At 65.2% G+C, this 18,656-nt stretch carries 19 protein-coding genes and 1 pseudogene; 12 read left to right on the forward strand and 8 right to left on the reverse strand.

Features of this window, described 5'->3' with window-relative positions; all coding sequences use genetic code 11:
* Positions 1–45: 45 nt before the first annotated feature.
* Both G6N41_RS23140 and G6N41_RS23145 read left to right on the forward strand, forming a co-directional pair.
* Complete coding sequence (locus tag G6N41_RS23140; protein ID WP_198965771.1) at positions 46–1,983, forward strand: PE domain-containing protein; 1,938 nt, start codon at positions 46–48, stop codon at positions 1,981–1,983.
* Between the two features lie 114 nt (positions 1,984–2,097).
* Positions 2,098–2,532 carry a RidA family protein gene (locus G6N41_RS23145; protein ID WP_117426674.1) on the forward strand — a complete coding sequence of 145 codons (435 nt, stop codon included), beginning with the start codon at positions 2,098–2,100 and terminating at the stop codon, positions 2,530–2,532.
* Here G6N41_RS23145 and G6N41_RS23150 read toward each other — a convergent pair.
* On the reverse strand, positions 2,460–2,840 hold the full coding sequence (locus G6N41_RS23150) for a DUF952 domain-containing protein (RefSeq protein WP_012393791.1): 381 nt from the start codon (positions 2,838–2,840) through the stop codon (positions 2,460–2,462). The two genes, G6N41_RS23145 and G6N41_RS23150, sit on opposite strands and share 73 nt — an antisense overlap.
* Positions 2,841–2,966: 126 nt before the next feature.
* Between G6N41_RS23150 and G6N41_RS23155 the strand changes: the two genes are divergently transcribed.
* A complete protein-coding gene (locus tag G6N41_RS23155; RefSeq protein ID WP_011741138.1) occupies positions 2,967–3,152 on the forward strand; it encodes a DUF7455 domain-containing protein in 186 nt (61 codons plus the stop codon).
* Between the two features lie 65 nt (positions 3,153–3,217).
* A complete protein-coding gene (locus G6N41_RS23160) occupies positions 3,218–4,192 on the forward strand; it encodes a YihY/virulence factor BrkB family protein (protein WP_198965772.1) in 975 nt (324 codons plus the stop codon).
* Here G6N41_RS23160 and G6N41_RS23165 read toward each other — a convergent pair whose 3' ends face one another.
* Positions 4,193–4,432: a DUF3039 domain-containing protein gene (locus tag G6N41_RS23165; protein WP_020728402.1), complete on the reverse strand. Its 240-nt coding sequence runs from the start codon at positions 4,430–4,432 to the stop codon at positions 4,193–4,195.
* Positions 4,433–4,477: 45 nt separating this feature from the next.
* Here G6N41_RS23165 and G6N41_RS23170 point away from each other — a divergent pair, with 45 nt between their 5' ends.
* The 3 genes from G6N41_RS23170 to G6N41_RS23180 all read left to right on the forward strand — a co-directional run bounded on the left by G6N41_RS23170 (position 4,478) and on the right by G6N41_RS23180 (position 6,886).
* Positions 4,478–4,906, forward strand: coding sequence for a DUF3099 domain-containing protein (locus tag G6N41_RS23170; protein ID WP_198965773.1), 429 nt, complete (start codon positions 4,478–4,480; stop codon positions 4,904–4,906).
* Between the two features lie 164 nt (positions 4,907–5,070).
* A complete protein-coding gene (gene sigB / locus G6N41_RS23175; protein WP_198965774.1) occupies positions 5,071–6,042 on the forward strand; it encodes a sigma-70 family RNA polymerase sigma factor SigB in 972 nt (323 codons plus the stop codon).
* A 151-nt stretch (positions 6,043–6,193) separates the two neighbouring features.
* The gene (locus G6N41_RS23180; protein ID WP_012393787.1) at positions 6,194–6,886 is read left to right on the forward strand and encodes a metal-dependent transcriptional regulator; all 693 of its coding nucleotides are present in this window, start codon (positions 6,194–6,196) and stop codon (positions 6,884–6,886) included.
* Position 6,887: 1 nt separating this feature from the next.
* Here the strand turns inward: G6N41_RS23180 and G6N41_RS23185 are convergent.
* A pseudogene (locus tag G6N41_RS23185) lies at positions 6,888–7,955 on the reverse strand (DUF4192 domain-containing protein).
* Between the two features lie 114 nt (positions 7,956–8,069).
* On the opposite strand from G6N41_RS23185, the gene sthA reads away from it, so the two are divergent.
* Entirely contained in the window at positions 8,070–9,476 is a 1,407-nt protein-coding gene (gene sthA, locus G6N41_RS23190) for a Si-specific NAD(P)(+) transhydrogenase (protein ID WP_085979888.1), read from the forward strand.
* Between the two features lie 7 nt (positions 9,477–9,483).
* Here the strand turns inward: sthA and G6N41_RS23195 are convergent, their stop codons facing one another.
* Positions 9,484–10,311, reverse strand: coding sequence for a trypsin-like serine peptidase (locus G6N41_RS23195; RefSeq protein WP_198965775.1), 828 nt, complete (start codon positions 10,309–10,311; stop codon positions 9,484–9,486).
* A gap of 243 nt (positions 10,312–10,554) precedes the next feature.
* On the opposite strand from G6N41_RS23195, the gene G6N41_RS23200 reads away from it, so the two are divergent.
* From G6N41_RS23200 to G6N41_RS23210, 3 genes are read left to right on the forward strand one after another with little or no spacing between them, the layout of a single operon-like run.
* A complete protein-coding gene (locus G6N41_RS23200) occupies positions 10,555–11,532 on the forward strand; it encodes a proteasome assembly chaperone family protein (protein ID WP_198965776.1) in 978 nt (325 codons plus the stop codon).
* 47 nt (positions 11,533–11,579) lie between these two features.
* Positions 11,580–12,605, forward strand: a complete 1,026-nt coding sequence (locus G6N41_RS23205) for an alpha/beta fold hydrolase (protein ID WP_198965777.1) — start codon at positions 11,580–11,582, stop codon at positions 12,603–12,605.
* A gap of 45 nt (positions 12,606–12,650) precedes the next feature.
* Positions 12,651–13,337, forward strand: coding sequence for a PhzF family phenazine biosynthesis protein (locus tag G6N41_RS23210; RefSeq protein WP_198965778.1), 687 nt, complete (start codon positions 12,651–12,653; stop codon positions 13,335–13,337).
* A 9-nt stretch (positions 13,338–13,346) separates the two neighbouring features.
* Here G6N41_RS23210 and G6N41_RS23215 read toward each other — a convergent pair whose 3' ends face one another.
* The 3 genes from G6N41_RS23215 to G6N41_RS23225 all read right to left on the reverse strand — a co-directional run bounded on the left by G6N41_RS23215 (position 13,347) and on the right by G6N41_RS23225 (position 15,030).
* On the reverse strand, positions 13,347–13,832 hold the full coding sequence (locus G6N41_RS23215) for a peroxynitrite isomerase (RefSeq protein ID WP_198965779.1): 486 nt from the start codon (positions 13,830–13,832) through the stop codon (positions 13,347–13,349).
* Between the two features lie 28 nt (positions 13,833–13,860).
* A complete protein-coding gene (nrdR, locus tag G6N41_RS23220) occupies positions 13,861–14,325 on the reverse strand; it encodes a transcriptional regulator NrdR (protein WP_011741151.1) in 465 nt (154 codons plus the stop codon).
* Between the two features lie 162 nt (positions 14,326–14,487).
* On the reverse strand, positions 14,488–15,030 hold the full coding sequence (locus G6N41_RS23225) for a hypothetical protein (protein WP_198967985.1): 543 nt from the start codon (positions 15,028–15,030) through the stop codon (positions 14,488–14,490).
* A 307-nt stretch (positions 15,031–15,337) separates the two neighbouring features.
* Between G6N41_RS23225 and lexA the strand changes: the two genes are divergently transcribed.
* The gene (gene lexA / locus G6N41_RS23230) at positions 15,338–16,072 is read left to right on the forward strand and encodes a transcriptional repressor LexA (protein ID WP_198965780.1); all 735 of its coding nucleotides are present in this window, start codon (positions 15,338–15,340) and stop codon (positions 16,070–16,072) included.
* A 40-nt stretch (positions 16,073–16,112) separates the two neighbouring features.
* Here the strand turns inward: lexA and G6N41_RS23235 are convergent, their stop codons facing one another.
* The gene (locus G6N41_RS23235) at positions 16,113–18,410 is read right to left on the reverse strand and encodes an LGFP repeat-containing protein (RefSeq protein ID WP_198965781.1); all 2,298 of its coding nucleotides are present in this window, start codon (positions 18,408–18,410) and stop codon (positions 16,113–16,115) included.
* Positions 18,411–18,656: the final 246 nt, after the last annotated feature.

Consider the following 18,656-nt stretch of genomic DNA (forward strand, 5'->3'; position numbering starts at 1 on the left):
ACATCGTGTTCTTTGGCAGTACTGACGCTCCCCGGGAGGTCGCCCATGCCGTCCTATGTGTTCGCCACGCCCGAGGCTCTGACCACGGTTTCGTCGGACCTGGCCGGGATCGGCATCGCCATTCGGTCGGCGAATTTGACGGCTGCGCCCTCGACAACGCAGGTGTTGGCCGCGGCACAGGACGAGGTCTCGGCGGCGATCGCAAGGTTCTTCAGCGGCCATGCCCAGCAGTTTCAGACGCTCAGTGCGCAGGCCTCGGCCTTTCATGACCAGTTTGTCGAGACATTGAGTGGCGCCTACGCGGCAGCCGAAGCAGCCAGCACCTCGCCGCTGCAGAATCTCGAGCAGAGCTTACTGGCGGTGATCAACGCCCCTAGCCAGGCGCTGACGGGGCGCCCGCTGATCGGCGATGGAGCCAACGGATCCCCGGGCACCGGGCAAAACGGCGGTGACGGCGGATGGCTGTGGGGCAATGGAGGCAATGGCGGCTCGGGTGCGCCCGGCGGCGCCGGCGGGGCCGGTGGATCGGCGGGGCTGTGGGGCCGCGGGGGCGACGGGGGCGTCGGCGGGGACGCCACTATCGCCGGCGGGCCTGGCGGTAACGGTGGCGCCGGCGGAGCCAATGGGCTGATCGGAGGCGGTAACGGTGGCGCCGGTGGCACTGGCGCCCCAGGCGGCGACATCGCCGGTGGTACCGGCGGTGCCGGTGGCATCGGCGGGGCCAACCGTCAGCTTCTTTCACTAGACGGGACCGGTGGCGCCGGCGGCACCGGCGGAGGCGGCGGGTTCGGCGGCATCGGCGCTGCTGGAGGTGATGCCGGGGCCGGCGGGGCCAACCAGGCGCTGTTGGGCGGTACCGGCGGCACTGGCGGAAACGGCGGCAACGGCGGTGCCGGCGGCGCGGGCGGCGGGCTCGGTGGCCAGGGTGGCGTGGGCGGTACCGGCGGCGTCAACCACGCGCTGCTGGGCGGCACCGGCGGTCACAATGGCCTTAACGGCAGCAACGGCAGTGCCGGCATCACCGGGACAGGCTCTACCGGGGTGTACAAGCCTTACGTCGACATCACGCTGTGGCCCTACCCGGATGGATCCGGATACAACTTCTCGGACGCCGCCAACGCGGGCATCACAGACGTCACGCTCGCGTTCATCACCGCCGACACCACAAATGGCCAAGCTGCTTGGGGTGGGTACAACGCCTACGACGTCACCGGCGGCTCCCAAATCTCCTACATCGAGAACAAGATCACCAACATGACCAACGCCGGCATCAACGGGACCATCTCCTTCGGTGGCCAGGCCGGCACCCCGCTCGCTGTGTACGCCGCGAACAACTCTCTCACCGCCGCCCAGTTGGCCGCGCAGTATCAAGAGGTGATGATCACCTATGGGATCTACAGCATCGACTTCGACGACGAAGGCGCCATTCTGACCAACAGCTCGGCACTGACGTTGCAGGCCCAGGCGATCGCGCTCTCCCAGGCGTGGGGCACGGCCAACGGGACCCCGGTAACGGTCTCCTACACCGTTCCGGTGGCGCCCTCGGGTCTGACCGCTGAGGGCATGGCGCCGATCAATGCCGCGATCAGCAGTGGCGTGAACGTGTCGACAGTGAACATCATGGCGATGGATTACTACGACGGCACCACCCAGATGGGCACCGCGGCAATCGACGCCGCGACCGCCACTCATGGTCAGCTGATGACGCTGTATCCCTCGCTCAGCAGCGATCAGGCGTGGGCCATGCTCGGCGTGACGCCCATGATCGGCGTCAACGATGACACCAGCGAAATCTTCACCCTCGCCGACGCCCAAACGTTGGCCTCGCTCGCGCAGGACAACAACATCGGCCAACTGTCGATGTGGCAGCTTCCGCGCGACCAGACGGGCGATATCGGGGTATCGAACAACAACGGCAGCGGAGTGGAACAGACGCCCTTCGAGTTCTCCGAGATCTTCGAGCAGTACGCCAGCAACTCCTGAGCCCGGCCGCGGCCTGCCAACACATCTCGGCCTGCCCTCCCGCTGCATCGGCTTGAACTGCGGCTCAAGAAATTGAGCTGCACTCAGTGCCACTGAGGTCCTACTGTGACGCGCATGTCAACCAGCCGCACCATCATTTCGTCGGAATCGGATTTCGAGTCGGCCGTCGGTTACTCGCGCGCAGTTCGCATCGGCCCCCATGTCGCGGTGGCCGGAACGACCGGCAATGGCCCGGCCGGTGACATCGCCGCGCAAACCCGAGACGCCCTGCGGCGCATCGAGGTCGCACTCACCGATGCCGGGGCCAGCCTCGCCGATGTGATCCGCACCCGGATCTACGTGACCGACATTTCACGGTGGCGCGAAGTCGGCGACGTGCATGCGCAGGTCTTCGGCCACACCCGTCCGGTAGCCACCATGGTCGAGGTCTCCGCACTCATCGCGCCCGACTTGCTGGTCGAGATCGAAGCCGACGCCTACGTGCAGTCGCCAGGCGGGCAGCCAAGCCCCGAGACCGACCCGAAGGTGCCGTCGGGGCCTGGCCGGTAGGCGGTCACCCCGACCACCGCCTGCACCGGCAGCGGCCCATACAAATGCGGGAATAGCATCGAGGCCGGATCCGTTGGAACGCCTGGTTCCCACCGCACCGGTGACTGCAGCGCAGCAGGGTCGATGTGGAGCAGAACCAAGTCTGGACGGCCGTGGAACAGTCGATTCGCCGGAAGGTGCACCTGTTCGGGCGTCGACAGGTGGATGAACTCGGCACCAGGTTGTGGCGTTATGCACCCATGGTGACGAGCGTGCAACCACTCCTCGGCACCGCACATGTGCACCAGCGAACCGACCGTCGCAGACATACCGTCAGCTTGCCCGACCCGCAGGTCAAAAACTCGTGAGAAACGACACACCTCACAGCGGTCGGGGAACAAGGCGAAATCCCCATACGTCTGACAGAGTGAACTCACGCCAGGAACGGAGAAGCCATGAACGCAACTCTGACCAGTCCCGAATTGACTAGAGCAGACCGCTGCGACCGCTGCAGTGCAGCAGCGCGGGTGCGTGCGAAGCTGCCTTCTGGAGCCGTACTTCTCTTCTGCCAGCATCACGCCAACGAGCATGAGGCCAAGCTGCTCGAGCTAGCCGCAGTGCTGGAGGTCAGCGGCGACTAGATGCACCGAGCCAGCCCGGAGCCAACGTCGGCTGACCGAGCAGTCTTCGGTAATGCTGGACTGGTATGAGCGACCAAGTCCCCAAGCCGTCCCGCCATCACATCTGGCGTATTAGTTTAAGAACCCTCTCCAAGAGTTGGGACGACTCGATCTTTTCCGAGTCGGCGCAAGCGGGTTTCTGGTCGGCGCTGTCGCTGCCGCCGCTGCTGTTGGGAATTTTGGGCAGTTTGGCTTACGTGGCTCCGCTGTTCGGGCAGGACACGTTGCCCGCGATCGAAAAAACGATCATCTCGATGACCCACCGCTTCTTCTCCCCCAGCGTGGTCGACGAGATCATTGAACCCACCATCCGCGACATCACCGCCAACGCTCGTGGTGAAGTGGTATCGGTGGGTTTCCTGATCTCGCTGTGGGCGGGGTCATCGGCGATCTCGTCCTACGTCGATGCCATCGTCGAGGCCCATGACCAGACTCCCCTGCGTCATCCGGTGCGCCAGCGGTTCTTCGCACTCTTTCTCTACGTCGTGGGATTGCTGTTCATCGTCATCTCGGCGCCAGTGGCGGTGATGGGCCCGCGCAAGGTGAGCGAACACATCCCTGACAGCATGTCCAACCTCATGCACTTCGGCTACTACCCGGCCCTGATCGCGGTACTGACCGTCGGGGTGATCATCTTGTACCGAGTATCGCTGCCGGTGCCGCTGCCGACCCATCGACTCATCCTGGGTGCCGTGCTGGCGATGGCGGTGTTTCTCATCGCCACGTTGGGGCTGCGGTTCTACTTGGGATGGATCACTCACACCGGCTATACTTACGGTGCGCTGTCCACCCCGATCGCTTTCCTGCTGTTCGCGTTCTTCGGCGGTTTTGCGGTCATGATCGGCGCCGAACTCAACGCCGCCATCCAAGAGGAATGGCCGGCACCGGCAACCCACGCGCACCGGCTGCGCAATTGGCTGCGAGCACGCACGGCTGCGGCCACCGGGTCCGCGGATTCGGAGTCACCGCAGTCCAACACCGCGGTCGACCCGCCGTCTTGATCAGTCCCTCTTGAGCTGTTCGTAGATCTGCTTGCAATCCGGGCAGACCGGCGAGCCCGGCTTGGCCGCCCGAGTCACCGGAAAGACCTCACCGCACAACGCCACCACGTAATTGCCCATGACCGCGCTCTCGGCGATCTTGTCTTTCTTGACGTAGTGGAAGAATTTGGGGGTGTCGCTGCCGGTCCCGTCGTCGACGCGTTCTTCGGTATCGGGACGTTCGATCGTCTGCGTCTCCATGTATGACATTGTGCCTCCTGACTGGCTCCTGCCGGAATCCACCGGATGTGGGAGAGTGGAGGTATGACGCGAGACTCGGAGTTGAGCTTCGACGACTTCGACGACAAGCAACGCCCAGTGTTGATCACCAGCGCTGCGCCCTCCTACGAGGTGCAGCACCGAGCGCGAGTGCGCAAGTACCTGACCCTGATGGCCTTTCGGATCCCGGCGCTGATCCTTGCCGCGATCGCCTACGGCCTGCGGCACAACGGTTTGATTTCACTGCTGATCGTGGCCGCTTCGGTGCCGTTGCCATGGATGGCCGTACTCATCGCCAACGACCGGCCGCCGCGTAGCTCCGATGAGCCCCGCCGCTTCGACGACGCCCGGCGGCATACCCCCCTGTTCCCCACCGCTGAGCGGTTGGCGTTGGACGACGGGCTGGAAGACCCCGCGCCACGGTGGGACGCGCAGCGCTTCGACGAGCGGGGCTAGTCCGGGTTCCGGTCAACCGACCCGGCGACACATTTCTCAGGAAATTCTCAGTTCGGCGGCACATTCCTGCACGTCACGGGGTGTGAGATGACAGCTGCGCGGGAACTCTGCGGTGGAACCTGTCGTTAATCCTCATGACAGCACAAGCCGATCGGGAGGGCGAAATGGCACAGCCCATAGCAAGGGGCATCGTAGGCCGGGTTGACAGCGATCTGGACGCTCAAAGCCCTGCAGCGGACTTGGTGCGCGTGTATCTGAACGGCATCGGCAAGACGGCGTTGCTCAACGCCGAGGGCGAGGTGGAACTCGCCAAGCGCATCGAGGCCGGGCTCTACGCGGAGCATCTGTTGACAACCCGCAAGCGCCTCGGCGACAACCGCAAACGCGAACTCGCCGCCGTGGTGCGCGATGGCACGGAAGCGCGCCGCCACCTACTGGAAGCGAACCTGCGGCTGGTGGTGTCGTTGGCCAAGCGCTACACGGGTCGGGGCATGCCGTTGCTGGATCTTATCCAGGAGGGCAACCTGGGCCTGATCCGCGCGATGGAGAAGTTCGACTACACAAAGGGATTCAAGTTCTCGACGTACGCCACCTGGTGGATCCGTCAAGCCATCACCCGCGGCATGGCCGACCAGAGCCGCACCATTCGGCTGCCGGTCCACCTGGTCGAACAGGTCAACAAGCTGGCCCGGATCAGGCGTGAGATGCACCAGAATCTGGGCCGCGAAGCCACCGACGAGGAACTCGCCGCCGAATCCGGCATTCCCGTCGAGAAGATCAACGACCTGTTGGAGCACAGCCGCGACCCGGTGAGCCTGGACATGCCGGTCGGTTCGGAGGAAGAGGCCCCGCTGGGCGACTTCATCGAAGATGCTGAGGCCATGTCCGCGGAGAACGCGGTCATCGCCGAACTGCTGCACACCGACATCCGCAGCGTGCTGGCCACCCTCGACGAGCGTGAGCATCAGGTGATCCGGCTGCGCTTTGGCCTCGATGACGGCCAGCCGCGCACCCTGGACCAGATCGGCAAACTGTTCGGTCTTTCCCGCGAGCGGGTACGTCAGATCGAGCGGGACGTGATGTGCAAGCTGCGCCACGGCGAACGCGCCGACCGGCTGCGCTCATACGCCAGTTGAGTAGTCAGCCCGTTGCCCGCTAGGTTGAGAGGCTAGGTACGAGACGGTGTGCCCGCCGCTATACGCGGCGGGCACACTGCTGCGGTGGGGTGTTTTGGCAGACCATGCAAGCAGCTGGCCAAGTAGACTCGGCGGCAACGGAGGATGCTGAATGAACGACTTGGTTGATACCACCGAAATGTATCTGCGGACGATCTATGACCTCGAAGAAGAGGGTGTCACCCCATTGCGCGCCCGGATCGCCGAGCGGCTCGAGCAAAGTGGGCCCACCGTCAGCCAGACCGTGTCGCGGATGGAGCGTGACGGGTTACTGCGCGTCGCCGGCGACCGCCACCTCGAATTGACCGACAAGGGCCGGGCCCTGGCGGTCGCGGTGATGCGCAAGCACCGCTTGGCCGAACGTTTGCTCGTCGATGTCATCGGGTTGCCGTGGGAAGAGGTGCACGCCGAGGCATGCCGGTGGGAGCACGTGATGAGCGAAGACGTCGAACGGCGTCTGGTCAAGGTGCTCAACAACCCCACCACCTCCCCCTTCGGCAATCCGATTCCGGGTCTGCTTGACCTCGGTGTGGGACCGGAGTCCGACTCCTACGAAGCCAACTTGGTGCGGTTGACCGAATTGCCGTCGGGATCACCGGTCGCGGTGGTCGTCCGCCAGCTCACCGAGCACGTTCAGGGCGATATCGACTTGATCAGCCGGCTCAAGGACGCCGGCGTGGTACCCAACGCGCGCGTGACCGTCGAAACCAGCCCGGCCGGCGGGGTGACCATCCTCATCCCGGGACACGAGAACGTGACCCTGCCCCACGCGATGGCACACGCGGTCAAGGTCGAGAAGGTCTGACCTAGCCGGCGCATCGACCGTAGGGACCCGATGCCCGCCGCGGAGGTAACTGCACCCCCAGCTGCTTTGCCAGCCGGTAACCGGTGACCGCGAGGTCACGGATGTGCTCGGGGCGCAGACCGGACTGCAGCGCCGTGTCCAGCATGCCGGCCATGCGATGTCCTGGCGCGCAGCGCAGCGCCGCGTCCAACGAAACCCCGGCCAGCGGTCCATCACCGCGCACATAGGCGCTGAACGCGAGCAAGACCAGCGCTTCGGCCCGCCATGGCGCCGGGAGCGCCCGCGCCAGCACGCCCCACAAGGATTCGGCCTCATCCGCGTTTTCACCGACGGCAAAGGCATACAGCGTGTCGCGGACCTGAACGTCGGTCAGCGCGCATCCCAGCCTCGCCAGCTCCACCTCCGACAGAGATTGCCCGTCGGCAACCCGCGCGGCGGCGGCCATCGCGCTCTCGACGTCCCGGCGGGCGCATCGCGACGGGTCGGCCCGGTGGGAGATCTCCCGCTCGGCCGCGTGTTCGGCGAGCGCCCCGGCCAACTCGCCGGCACGCGCCGACTCGTCCAGCTCGACGACGGCTTGCAGGTCGGCACGCCGTGGGTAGAGACGGCGCCCGTCCAACACAGCCGCAACGGCCAGCGGCGACGCCGCCGGGTCGTCGATCAGCCCGCTAGAGCCGCACCCATCGACGCAATGCCAGCGTCCGCCCACCGCGATCTGGTCCACCACATGCGCCGCCCGCAGCACCACGTTGTGTTGCGAGAGCGCCTCGGCGAGCGCCGCGCACACTCGCCGGTACACCTCGTTGCACGCCGGGCACTGCGCGCCGCCCTCGTCGACGATCACCGCGATGGCAGCCTGCGGATCGGCCGCTCCCGCGACCTCGGCGAGATGCTCGACCCGGTCAACAAGGTCCTCGGACAAGTCGGCGCGTAGCACCGAACCCAGTTCGCCGTCATCCAGCGATACCAAGACCAGAGACTTTTCCGGCACGAATCAGAGAATGGCCGGAAGCGCCGCAATAAGTGCGGCAGGACGATTCAGTTCAAATTCAGATCGATGCTTCGTCATAGGCCTCAACGCTGGCCCTGCACACCGTCAGCCGGTGCACACACCAGGCGACCCAACTGCCCTCCTGTGGACGAATTGCCCACTGTGCGTTCTACTGTCTATTCCATGGGGTCGATGCGCGAATACGACATGGTGGTTATTGGTTCTGGGCCTGGCGGCCAGAAGGCCGCCATCGCCTCGGCCAAATTGGGTAAATCCGTCGCGATCATCGAGCGCGGCCGCATGCTGGGCGGGGTATGCGTCAATACGGGCACCATCCCGTCAAAGACGTTGCGCGAGGCGGTGCTTTACCTCACCGGCATGAACCAGCGCGAACTCTACGGAGCCAGCTACCGCGTCAAGGACCGAATCACCCCCGCCGACCTGCTGGCACGGACTCAGCACGTGATCGGCAAGGAAGTCGACGTGGTGCGTAGCCAGCTGATGCGCAACCGGGTCGACCTGATCGTCGGCCATGGCCGCTTCGTCGACCCGCACAGCATCGTGGTCGAAGACCAGACACACCGGGAAAAGACCACGGTGACAGGCGATTACATCGTCATTGCCACCGGCACCAGGCCGGCCCGGCCATCCGGGGTCGAGTTCGACGAAGACAAGGTCCTCGACTCCGACGGGATCCTGGATCTCAAGTCGCTGCCGGCCTCGATGGTCGTGGTGGGCGCCGGGGTGATCGGGATCGAGTACGCGTCGATGTTCGCCGCGCTGGGCACCAAGGTGACCGTCGTCGAGAAGCGGGACAACATGCTCGACTTCTGCGATCCCGAGGTCGTCGAAGCGCTGAAATTCCACCTGCGCGATCTGGCGGTGACATTCCGGTTCGGCGAAGAGGTGACCGCGGTCGACGTCGGCTCAGCGGGAACGGTCACCACCCTGGCCAGCGGCAAGCAGATCCCCGCCGAAACGGTCATGTACTCCGCCGGACGCCAAGGCCAGACCGACCACCTGGATCTGGCCAACGCCGGACTCGAGGTCGAAGGTCGCGGGCGGATCTGGGTGGATGACAAGTTCAGGACCAAGGTCGAACACATCTACGCAGTGGGCGACGTCATCGGCTTCCCGGCCCTAGCCGCAACATCGATGGAGCAGGGCCGTCTCGCCGCCTACCACGCATTCGGCGAACCCACCGACGGCATCACCGAACTGCAGCCGATCGGCATCTACTCCATCCCCGAGATTTCCTACGTCGGGGCCACCGAGGTGGAGCTGACCAAGAACTCGATCCCCTACGAGGTGGGCGTGGCACGCTACCGCGAGCTGGCCCGCGGTCAGATCGCCGGCGACTCCTACGGCATGCTCAAGCTGCTGGTCTCCACCGAAGATCTCACCCTGCTGGGCGTGCACATCTTCGGCACCAGCGCCACCGAGATGGTGCACATCGGGCAGGCCATCATGGGCTGCGGCGGCACAGTCGAGTACCTGGTCGAGGCGGTGTTCAACTATCCGACCTTCTCCGAGGCCTACAAGGTGGCCGCGCTCGACGTGATGAACAAGGTCCGGGCGCTCAACCAGTTCCGCCGCTGATCGGGCCTCACAAGCACGCGTCGTCGAACTCGACTGGCGGGTCGTCGCCGGGTCCGCCGGCTTCGGCACGAACCAGAAGAGCAGCGGCGTGTTCGTCCAACGGTGCCGAATACGAGACGCTCTCGGTGCAGCCACCGCCTTCTAGACCACCGATTACCCCAGTGACGGTCCCAGCACTGACCCAGGGCGCCCCGCTGGTGCCGGCCACCAGGCCGTCGCATGACAATTCCGGAAACCCGCCCTCGGTGACCTCGGTGTTCGCCGAACAGGCGATGGGCGTGTCATCCAGACCCGCCGGGTAGCCGCTGACGGTCACCGGGGCGCCCCGCGCCGGGGCCCGGCCCAACAGCAGCGCGGAGCCGACCCGTGCTTGCAGCGATCCATCGCCGCTGACGCGCGCGATCGCGTAGTCGGCGCGCGGATCCTGGTTGGCGATCCAGCGTGGATCGAAATAGACCTGGTCGATCTTCCATCTCGACGGCGGCGGGTCGGCGCCGCCGAATCCGGGGATGAAGGACGCCGCCGTGTGACCGCCCAGGAGGCAATGCGCGGCGGTCAGGACGAGGTCACCGCTGGTCGAATGCAACACCGCGCCCGTGCAGATGTGCACCGGCCCGTCAAAGAGAAAGATAGCGCCCACCCGCGGGTCCGGATCCACCGGGACGGCGACCGCGGCCTGGTTGGCGGGCGGGCTGGACCGCTGCCCGGGCAAGGAAGTTTGCTCAGACCGCTCACCGGCGCTGGGGGCTTGGCTGGTTGGCCGCCCGCAGCAACTCAGTAGCAGCGCCAGGCCGCCCCACAAGCAAATCACCGCAGCCAGGTTGCGCATCGACACCCATCTTGACCCGTCTGGCCCCACCGCCGGGCGGCAAGCGGATGCGGATCGCTTTCACCTCGCCAATACACTTGTCAGCAACCCGCGCCACCGCATGACGCCGGCGACAGCGAATACAGCCGTGCGCTCGCGCGTTATGTATGAAACGAACAAACGAGTTTGTAATTGGATCACTGGTGCCCACTGATTTGCGAGACACTGATCAAGGCACCCTGGTCCGACCCCCGAGAGGAGGCAACACCCATGACGCATGACCAAGACCCAGGCGAGGCGCAGGACTACCAGCCGGGCCAATCCGGCATGTATGAGCTCGAGTTCCCCGCGCCCCAGTTGTCGACGTCCGATGGCCGCGGTCCGGTGTTGGTGCACGCTTTGGAGGGCTTCTCCGACGCCGGTCATGCGATCCGGCTAGCCGCCACCCACCTCAAGGATGGCTTGGACACCGAGCTGGTCGCGTCGTTCGCCATCGACGAGTTATTGGACTATCGCTCACGGCGACCGTTGATGACGTTCAAGACCGACCACTTCACCAAGTATGACGATCCAGAGCTGAGCCTTTACGCACTGCGTGACAGTGTCGGCACACCGTTTCTGCTGTTGGCCGGGATGGAACCCGACCTGAAATGGGAGCGGTTCATCACCGCTGTTCGCCTGCTGGCCGAGCGGCTGGGGGTGCGCCAGACCATCGGATTGGGCACCGTTCCCATGGCCGTCCCGCACACGCGTCCCGTCACGATGACCGCTCACTCCAACAACCCGGAGCTCATCGCGGACTTCCAACCGTGGATTTCCGAAATCCAGGTTCCGGCGAGCGCATCCAACCTGTTGGAGTACCGGATGGCCCAGCATGGCCACGAGGTCGTCGGATTCACCGTGCACGTCCCCCACTACCTCACCCAAACCGACTACCCCGCGGCCGCGCAGGCGCTGCTGGAACAGGTGGCCAAGACCGGTTCACTGGACCTTCCTCTAGCCGCACTAACAGCCGCATCGACGCAGGTCGGAGCCAAGATCGATGAGCAAGTTCAGGCAAGCGCGGAAGTCGCTCAAGTGGTGGCAGCCCTCGAGCGCCAGTACGATGCGTTCATCGACGCCCAGGAAAACAGATCACTGCTAACGCGCGACGAGGATCTGCCTAGTGGCGACGAGCTGGGCGCGGAGTTCGAACGATTCTTGGCCCAGCAGGCAGAGAAGAAGTTCGACGACGACGACCAGCCATAACGCCCCCAAAAATACGCCCCAGTCGGCCAGACAATGAGGTTGCCGAGATGACCGAGCGCAAGCGCAATCTTCGCCCGGTGCGGGAAGTGACTGCGCCGTCGCTTCAGTTCCGCACCATCCACCGATACAAGCGAGCGTTCCGGATCGCCGGGTCAGGTCCCGCGATCCTGCTAATCCACGGGATTGGCGACAATTCCACCACTTGGACCGGTATTCACGCCAAGCTCGCCCAGCGGTTCACCGTCATCGCCCCCGATCTGCTGGGGCACGGAAGGTCCGACAAGCCGCGCGCCGACTACTCGATCGCGGCCTATGCCAACGGCATGCGCGACCTGCTCAGCGTGCTTGACATCGAGCGAGTGACCATCATCGGCCATTCGCTCGGCGGCGGCGTTGCCATGCAATTCGCGTACCAGTTCCCACAGTTGGTGGACCGACTCATTCTGGTCGGGGCCGGTGGAGTTACCAAGGATGTCAACGTCGTCTTCCGTTTGGCCTCGCTGCCGATGGGTGCCGAGGCGTTGGCGTTGTTGCGGCTGCCCATGGTCCTGCCGACGGTTCAGCTCGCCGGCAAAGTGTTGGGCATGGCACTCGGCTCCACCGCGCTCGGGCAAGACCTTCCCAATGTGCTGCGAATACTCGACGACCTCCCCGAACCAACGGCCTCGTCGGCTTTCACCCGCACATTGCGGGCCGTGGTCGACTGGCGCGGCCAGATCGTCACGATGCTCGATCGCTGCTACTTGACCCAGGCCATCCCGGTACAGATCATCTGGGGCAGTCGAGATGCCGTGGTCCCGGTCCGCCACGCCGAAATGGCACACGCGGCCATGCCAGGATCCAAACTCGAGGTCTTCGAGGGATCCGGACATTTCCCGTTCCACGACGACCCCGCTCGTTTTATCGACATCGTCCTGCGCTTCATCGACAGCACCCAGCCTCCCGAATACGATCAAGCGGCGCTTCGGGAACTGCTGCGCACCGGCGGCGGTGAACGAACCGTTTCGGGCCCGGCCGACACCCGCGTGGCGGTGCTCAGCGCCATGGGTTCTGACGAACGCAGCGCCACCTGACCAGCCCGTATGCCGACGCCTAGGAGGGCGTCGTAGAGTCGGGCCATGGGCATCGACTTAACGGTGTTGCGGGTCTTCACCGATCCAACCGGCAACTTCGGGAATCCACTCGGGGTGGTCGACGCAAGCAAGGTTGAACCCCGTGACCGGCAGCATCTGGCGAGCCGATTGGCCTACAGCGAAACAGTTTTCGTCGACCTTCCGGCCACCGGCTCGCACACCGCACACGCCACCATCTACACCCCCCGCACCGACATCGCATTCGCCGGCCACCCGACCGTTGGTGCGTCCTGGTGGCTGCGCGAGCAGGGAACACCGGTGAACACCCTGCAGGTGCCGGCCGGTCTCGTGCAGGTGCATCACGACCGCGACCTCACCACGATCAGCCCCCGCGCGGAGTGGGCACCCGAATTCGCTATCCACGACTTGGATTCCCCTGATGCCCTCGCGGCCGCCGACCCCTCTGACTTTGCCGATGACACGGCGCACTATCTATGGACATGGACCGACGAGCCCGCCGGTGAACTGCGGTCGCGGATGTTCGCCTCCAACCTGGGAGTCGAGGAAGACGAAGCAACCGGTTCCGCCGCAATGCGGCTTACCGACTACCTCAGCCGCGACCTCACCATCACCCAGGGCAAGGGATCAATAATCAACACGACCTGGAGTGCCGAAGGCTGGGTCGCGGTTGCCGGACGAGTCGTCAGCGACGGCGTGACGCACGTCGACTGACCGGGCGGATCAGGACTTTCGGCGCAAGCGGGCTCCCAGATGGTGTTGCAGCGGCAGTCCGACCGCGCCCATGCGCAGCCGGTAGGACAGCTCGTCTCCGACCATCCGGAAGGATCGGCTCAGCGCGGTCACCTCTTTTGCCGTGGGGGTCATGCCGATGGCCGTGGTGACCATTTCCATCTCGATCACCCCGCCGCTTGCCGAATAGGTGCCCACCTCGATTTCGGTGATGCCACTCGGATGAGCCAGAACCAGCTCGACCTGGCCCGATCTCGGCACGCGCAGATATCCGGTCTCCGCATGCAACGGCGCCCCGTCGGCAACGGCCTTGGTCTTCTGTGCGTAAACCAGGAACGGCTTGCCTACATGAGAGAACACAACCTCTTCAAGATATTCGAACGGCTCGATCGTCGGATACTCGCCGGCACCTTGTCCCGCCCAGGTGCCCAGCAGCGGGGCCAGCGCATCAAGATCCGGGTGCAAGTCGGCAGGCATGGGGCCAGCCTAACGAGGCGGCAATGGCTCAGCTCGAAGTCGGAACCTGGCGGTGTGCGCGCAACGCCTCGATTTCGCGCTCGAAATCCTCGGCCGAGGAGAACGAGCGATACACCGATGCAAATCGCAGGTAAGCCACCTCGTCGAGTTCACGCAGCGGCCCAAGGATGGCCAGGCCGACTTCGTGACTGGGGATTTCCGGCGAGCCAGCGGCGCGAACCGAGTCCTCCACCTGCTGGGCAAGCAGGTTCAGCGCGTCGTCGTCAACTTGGCGCCCCTGGCACGCCCGGCGCACCCCGCTGATGACTTTCTCCCGGCTGAATGGTTCTGAGACACCGCTGCGCTTGACCACGGCAAGGACGGCGGTTTCGACAGTGGTGAATCGTCGCCCACATTCCGGACATGACCGGCGACGCCGAATGGCCTGGCCCTCATCGGTTTCCCGCGAATCGATCACCCGGGAATCGGGATGCCGGCAGAACGGACAATGCATGGCCGCTCCTTCGGCGTCCTGACAATGCGGTACCTCGGACCTTTCCGAGAGTACCTGCGCGCTCCCCCGCACTGCCAACGCCGTCGCAATCCACCTCCGCTCGACGCCGCGGTAGCCGAGGAGCGTTGATGTGGAGCGGTTTTCGCTGTTCATCGGAGTGCGCTAGCCAACCGGCGCAATCAGCGTCTGCCCGGAAGCCGGCATCGACGAGCCCAACGCGTTCAATTCCCGGATGCGCTCGACGACCTGTCGAACCGGCGCGCCCGGAGCGACTCGAGCCGCCACGTCCTGCAGCGACTCCCCCGCGTCCACCCGGACCACCGCGAGCCGGTCCGGCACGCTCGATGAGACGGGTGACATATTGGCGGAGCCGCCATTGGCCATCTCGCCGAAGTAAGCGAACAACCCCAGCCAGAGCGTGATGATCGCGGCGAGCAGCGCCAGGCCCACCGTCGTCGCAACCGAAGCGGGACGCCGGCGATGGGCCGTGGCCGACAGCGCCACACCGGTGCCCCGGTAGCTCAGCGGGGCAACAGCCGGGCGCGATGGGCGGACCCGCCGCGACGTGGCCAGCCTGCCCCGGCCGGTGACAGGCTCGTGGATGGCCCCCCCGACCGGCCCCCGAATGAACCTGCGCGCCTCACGGGTGCCCAACCGGACGGGCGCGGCGGGCGAGACGGGCTGGACTGCCTGCATGAGTGTCATGTTCGTTCCTCCGGCTGACGGTTTGTCGCTCAAGTGTTCGACACTGTAGTCGCTCACGTGTTCGATTTACCGAACATTTGATCGAGGCGTGTCGCCCGAGCAAAACGCTAGAGCAAGCCACCGACAAGACCTGCCGGTCGCAACCAACTCCCATGTGCTGCGCATACCCGACCCCGCGCCGAGTTACACCTTTGTGATTCAGCAGTTGGAGCCGCCGCGGCGGACACCTGCGGTATACCACTACCCCGCGACACACTGGTCGAACACATGTTTGATTCTTGGGCGCCGTGCGGCTACATTCAGTCCCATGAGCGACAGCAGCGACACCACGGTCGACGGGGCGAGTGACGGAGCCAGCGACGGAGCCAGTGGAGCGGACAATCGCGCGCAATCAGTAGACACGGCGTTGACGGAGCGGCAGCGCACCATTTTGAACGTCATCCGGACGTCGGTGAACAATCGCGGATACCCACCGAGCATCCGGGAGATCGGCGATGCCGTCGGCTTGACGTCGACCTCGTCGGTCGCGCACCAACTACGCACCCTGGAGCGCAAGGGCTATCTGCGCCGCGACCCCAATCGTCCCCGCGCCGTCGACGTGCGTGGCGCTGACGACACGGTGACCGCCGCCCCGGTCACCGATGTCGCGGGTTCGGACGCGCTGCCGGAACCCACGTTTGTCCCGGTCCTGGGACGCATCGCGGCCGGCGGACCGATTCTGGCCGAGGAAGCCGTCGAAGATGTGTTCCCGCTACCGCGTGAGCTGGTTGGCCAGGGAACATTGTTTCTGCTCAAGGTTGTCGGGGAGTCCATGGTCGAAGCCGCGATCTGTGACGGCGACTGGGTGGTGGTGCGACAGCAGAACGTCGCAGACAACGGCGATATCGTTGCGGCGATGATCGACGGCGAGGCGACGGTTAAGACGTTCAAGCGCGCGGGAGGCCAGATATGGCTGATGCCGCACAACCCCGCCTTTGATCCGATCCCCGGCAATGACGCGACCGTGCTCGGCAAGGTGGTCACGGTTATCCGCAAGATATAGCGGCACCCGGGGTGCCAACCACCACGGGCAGTGCGGCCCTCTAGTCGGCCTTGATGAAACCGTTGGCTTGCGCGGCCGCTTCGGTGGCGAACCAGATCTCGGCAAGGGTGTCGTAGTACAGCGCACTGCTCGGCGTGTAGTACAGGCCGAAGCGGGCGCTGGCCTTGATGGGATATCCCTCCGGCGCCTGGTACGGGTCGTGGTCGAGCGGCATGTGGATCGTCGGTCGCGCCCCCGCGCTTGGCCCAGCTGCGGCGGCCGCTGGGGCATGGGCTTGCCAAGCATGCACGGTGACCTCGTCCTCGGAGTCATCCTCCGCCGTTTCGGCCGCGGCGTGCCGTCCGGCCCTGGGTAGACGAGGCGATCCGGCCGCTTCCGGGAGCACGCGGATCTCGGTCGTGGCGTCTGCGGTACCACCGCTGGGCATGAAGCTTTTCGGGAAATCGTCCTCGTGGACCGCGGTTTCCGGAACCGCTGCCTCCGGTGCCGCGGTCTCCGGAACGACAGGTTCCGGAACATACCGGTGCGGTAGCCCGAAGGCCTCGGTGACCGCGGTTTCCGGCACGGCGGTCTCCTGCCGCACCGCTTCGGCCAAGTCGGCGATGGAGATCACGGGGGTGGGTGTGGTGTCCACCGCGTCGGGGTCTTCGTCATCGGCCCCGAAGTCCTCGTGTTCGAAGTTTTCGTGCTCGAAGTCCTCATCCTCGAAGTCTTCATGTTCGAAGTCCTCGTGTGCGAACTCGTCCCGCTCGAAATCTTCGTGGAACGAGGGCGGCATCTCCTCGCCGTAGGCAGGGCCACCACCACGCGGCCAGCTGACCCGGGCCCCGGCGCCGGAGTCCGACGCCGCATGCGCCAGATCGTGATCATCAGGCGGGAAGTGTTCGGAACCGAAGTCCAACTCGTCATGGGGCCACTGGCCACCGATGGCGTCGTAGCCGGATTCCGCATCGTGCTCGGCCGGCTCATAGCCGTGGGTCTCCTGGCCGGCGCGACGCCGGCGCAGGCCAACAGCCATCACCACGAGGAATCCCACCAGCAGCAGCACCGGGATGGCGGCCGCCAGCCACCACCAATGCCAGGTGAACTTCTTGCTGTGCGGGGGCGCCGCCGACGTGCTGGGCTGATTCTGGCCGGACACCTGAAGGCCCGAGAGCAGCAGCGCCAGGTTCGCCGGGTCGGTGCTGAAACTATTGGTCGCCCGGTTCCACGAAATCGTGCCGCCGGTGAACTTCTGCGACACCACATCGCCGGCCTCGGTCTGATCGGCGACCGGTGCACCCAGTTTCCCGGTGGCACCCTTGAGCTTGTCCCAGGCGACCTTCATGGCTCCGCGCACGACGAAGGCGCCGTGATCGGGCGTCCAGAAGATCACCGGCTTGTCGGCCGCCGAGAAGGCAGCGACCCGGCTCGCCGGCTCGATGCCGCCGTCAGACTCGTTGGCGGTGGGGAAACCAAGGTCGCTGCTCACCGGCCCACCCAGCGACTCGTACTTCGCCAGAATCTCGCCCTCGACCGCGTTCGCACCGGTAGCCGGGCTGAAGAAGACCTTTCCGCCCTCGAAGTCCTGGGCGATACCGTCGCCGCCGATCGGGTACTGGGCGCCCTTCCTGGCGCCCAACGAGCCGGTGGCGCCGCCGGCGGCGCGCCAGGCCATATTGATGGCCGCGGTGGGGTCGATCGCCACCTGCAGGTCCTTGAGCTGATCGGCCAGTACCGTCGGGGTGGTGGTGAACTCCTTGGTCTGCCGGTTCCAGGACACCTCGCCGCCGGTGAACTTCTGCGAAGTGACCTCGCCGTCGAATGTCGCGTCCCCGATCGGGGCACCCAATACACCGCCGGAGCTGCCCAGCTTGTCCCACGCGGCGTTCATCGCGCCACGCACGACGAACGCCCCGTGGTCGGGCGTCCAGAAGATCACCGGGTTGTCGCTGGCGGAGAAGGTGCTCACCCGGCTATCGGGGCCGGCCAGACCGGGGACTTCATTAATCGTCGGAAAGCCCAGATCGCTGTCTACCGGACCGCCTAGCTCGTCATACTTCGCCAGAATCGGGCCGTACATGTACTTGGCCCCAGTCTGCGGGGTGAAGAACATCTTGCCGCCGTCGAAGTCCAGCGCGAATCCGTCACCGACGGGATAAACGTCGCCCTTGCGGGCACCGAGTGTTGACGTATCGCCGCCGGCCTTGTCCCAGGCTTCCATCATGGCGGCTTCGGCGTCGCCGATCGGCGACGCCGTCGCGGTAGGCGCCAGCAACGTGACTGCCACCACCGAAGCCGCCAAGCTGAGCAATGCACGCCCAATCAGCCTGCTCAATTGACCTCTCTGCCCGTTCACCAAGCCTCCCAGCCGATGCCGCTGCCCCGCCTAGCGTTTCAATGGACCGCCACCCTTGGGCCGTCCTCTAGCTACGATCCGCATCGCTGCCAGGGGCCCGCATTACTTTGCTCCAACGAATGACAAATGCGAAGTCAATTCGCAGATATTACGAAACGGATACCCAGCTGATGTCGAATCGATGCGGGGCCGAGCTCCTTTCGCGATGAACCGAACTGCTACCCGCACGGCGATTAGGTTACCGTG

Origin of the sequence: Mycobacterium shottsii, from assembly GCF_010728525.1 — a bacterium.
Lineage (GTDB): Bacteria > Actinomycetota > Actinomycetes > Mycobacteriales > Mycobacteriaceae > Mycobacterium > Mycobacterium marinum.

Excerpts from the sequence above, each read along its gene's own strand:
- G6N41_RS23140 (WP_198965771.1), top strand. The coding sequence starts at position 46 with ATGCCGTCCTATGTGTTCGCCACGCCCGAGGCTCTGACCACGGTTTCG.
- sthA (WP_085979888.1), top strand. The coding sequence starts at position 8,070 with ATGCGCGAATACGACATGGTGGTTATTGGTTCTGGGCCTGGCGGCCAG.
- G6N41_RS23155 (WP_011741138.1), top strand. The coding sequence starts at position 2,967 with ATGAACGCAACTCTGACCAGTCCCGAATTGACTAGAGCAGACCGCTGC.
- G6N41_RS23145 (WP_117426674.1), top strand. The coding sequence starts at position 2,098 with ATGTCAACCAGCCGCACCATCATTTCGTCGGAATCGGATTTCGAGTCG.
- G6N41_RS23210 (WP_198965778.1), top strand. The coding sequence starts at position 12,651 with ATGGGCATCGACTTAACGGTGTTGCGGGTCTTCACCGATCCAACCGGC.
- G6N41_RS23170 (WP_198965773.1), top strand. The coding sequence starts at position 4,478 with ATGTGGGAGAGTGGAGGTATGACGCGAGACTCGGAGTTGAGCTTCGAC.
- lexA (WP_198965780.1), top strand. The coding sequence starts at position 15,338 with ATGAGCGACAGCAGCGACACCACGGTCGACGGGGCGAGTGACGGAGCC.
- G6N41_RS23180 (WP_012393787.1), top strand. The coding sequence starts at position 6,194 with ATGAACGACTTGGTTGATACCACCGAAATGTATCTGCGGACGATCTAT.
- G6N41_RS23150 (WP_012393791.1), bottom strand. The coding sequence starts at position 2,840 with ATGTCTGCGACGGTCGGTTCGCTGGTGCACATGTGCGGTGCCGAGGAG.
- G6N41_RS23215 (WP_198965779.1), bottom strand. The coding sequence starts at position 13,832 with ATGCCTGCCGACTTGCACCCGGATCTTGATGCGCTGGCCCCGCTGCTG.
- G6N41_RS23225 (WP_198967985.1), bottom strand. The coding sequence starts at position 15,030 with ATGACACTCATGCAGGCAGTCCAGCCCGTCTCGCCCGCCGCGCCCGTC.
- G6N41_RS23160 (WP_198965772.1), top strand. The coding sequence starts at position 3,218 with ATGAGCGACCAAGTCCCCAAGCCGTCCCGCCATCACATCTGGCGTATT.
- sigB (WP_198965774.1), top strand. The coding sequence starts at position 5,071 with ATGGCACAGCCCATAGCAAGGGGCATCGTAGGCCGGGTTGACAGCGAT.
- G6N41_RS23205 (WP_198965777.1), top strand. The coding sequence starts at position 11,580 with ATGACCGAGCGCAAGCGCAATCTTCGCCCGGTGCGGGAAGTGACTGCG.
- G6N41_RS23200 (WP_198965776.1), top strand. The coding sequence starts at position 10,555 with ATGACGCATGACCAAGACCCAGGCGAGGCGCAGGACTACCAGCCGGGC.
- G6N41_RS23165 (WP_020728402.1), bottom strand. The coding sequence starts at position 4,432 with ATGGAGACGCAGACGATCGAACGTCCCGATACCGAAGAACGCGTCGAC.
- nrdR (WP_011741151.1), bottom strand. The coding sequence starts at position 14,325 with ATGCATTGTCCGTTCTGCCGGCATCCCGATTCCCGGGTGATCGATTCG.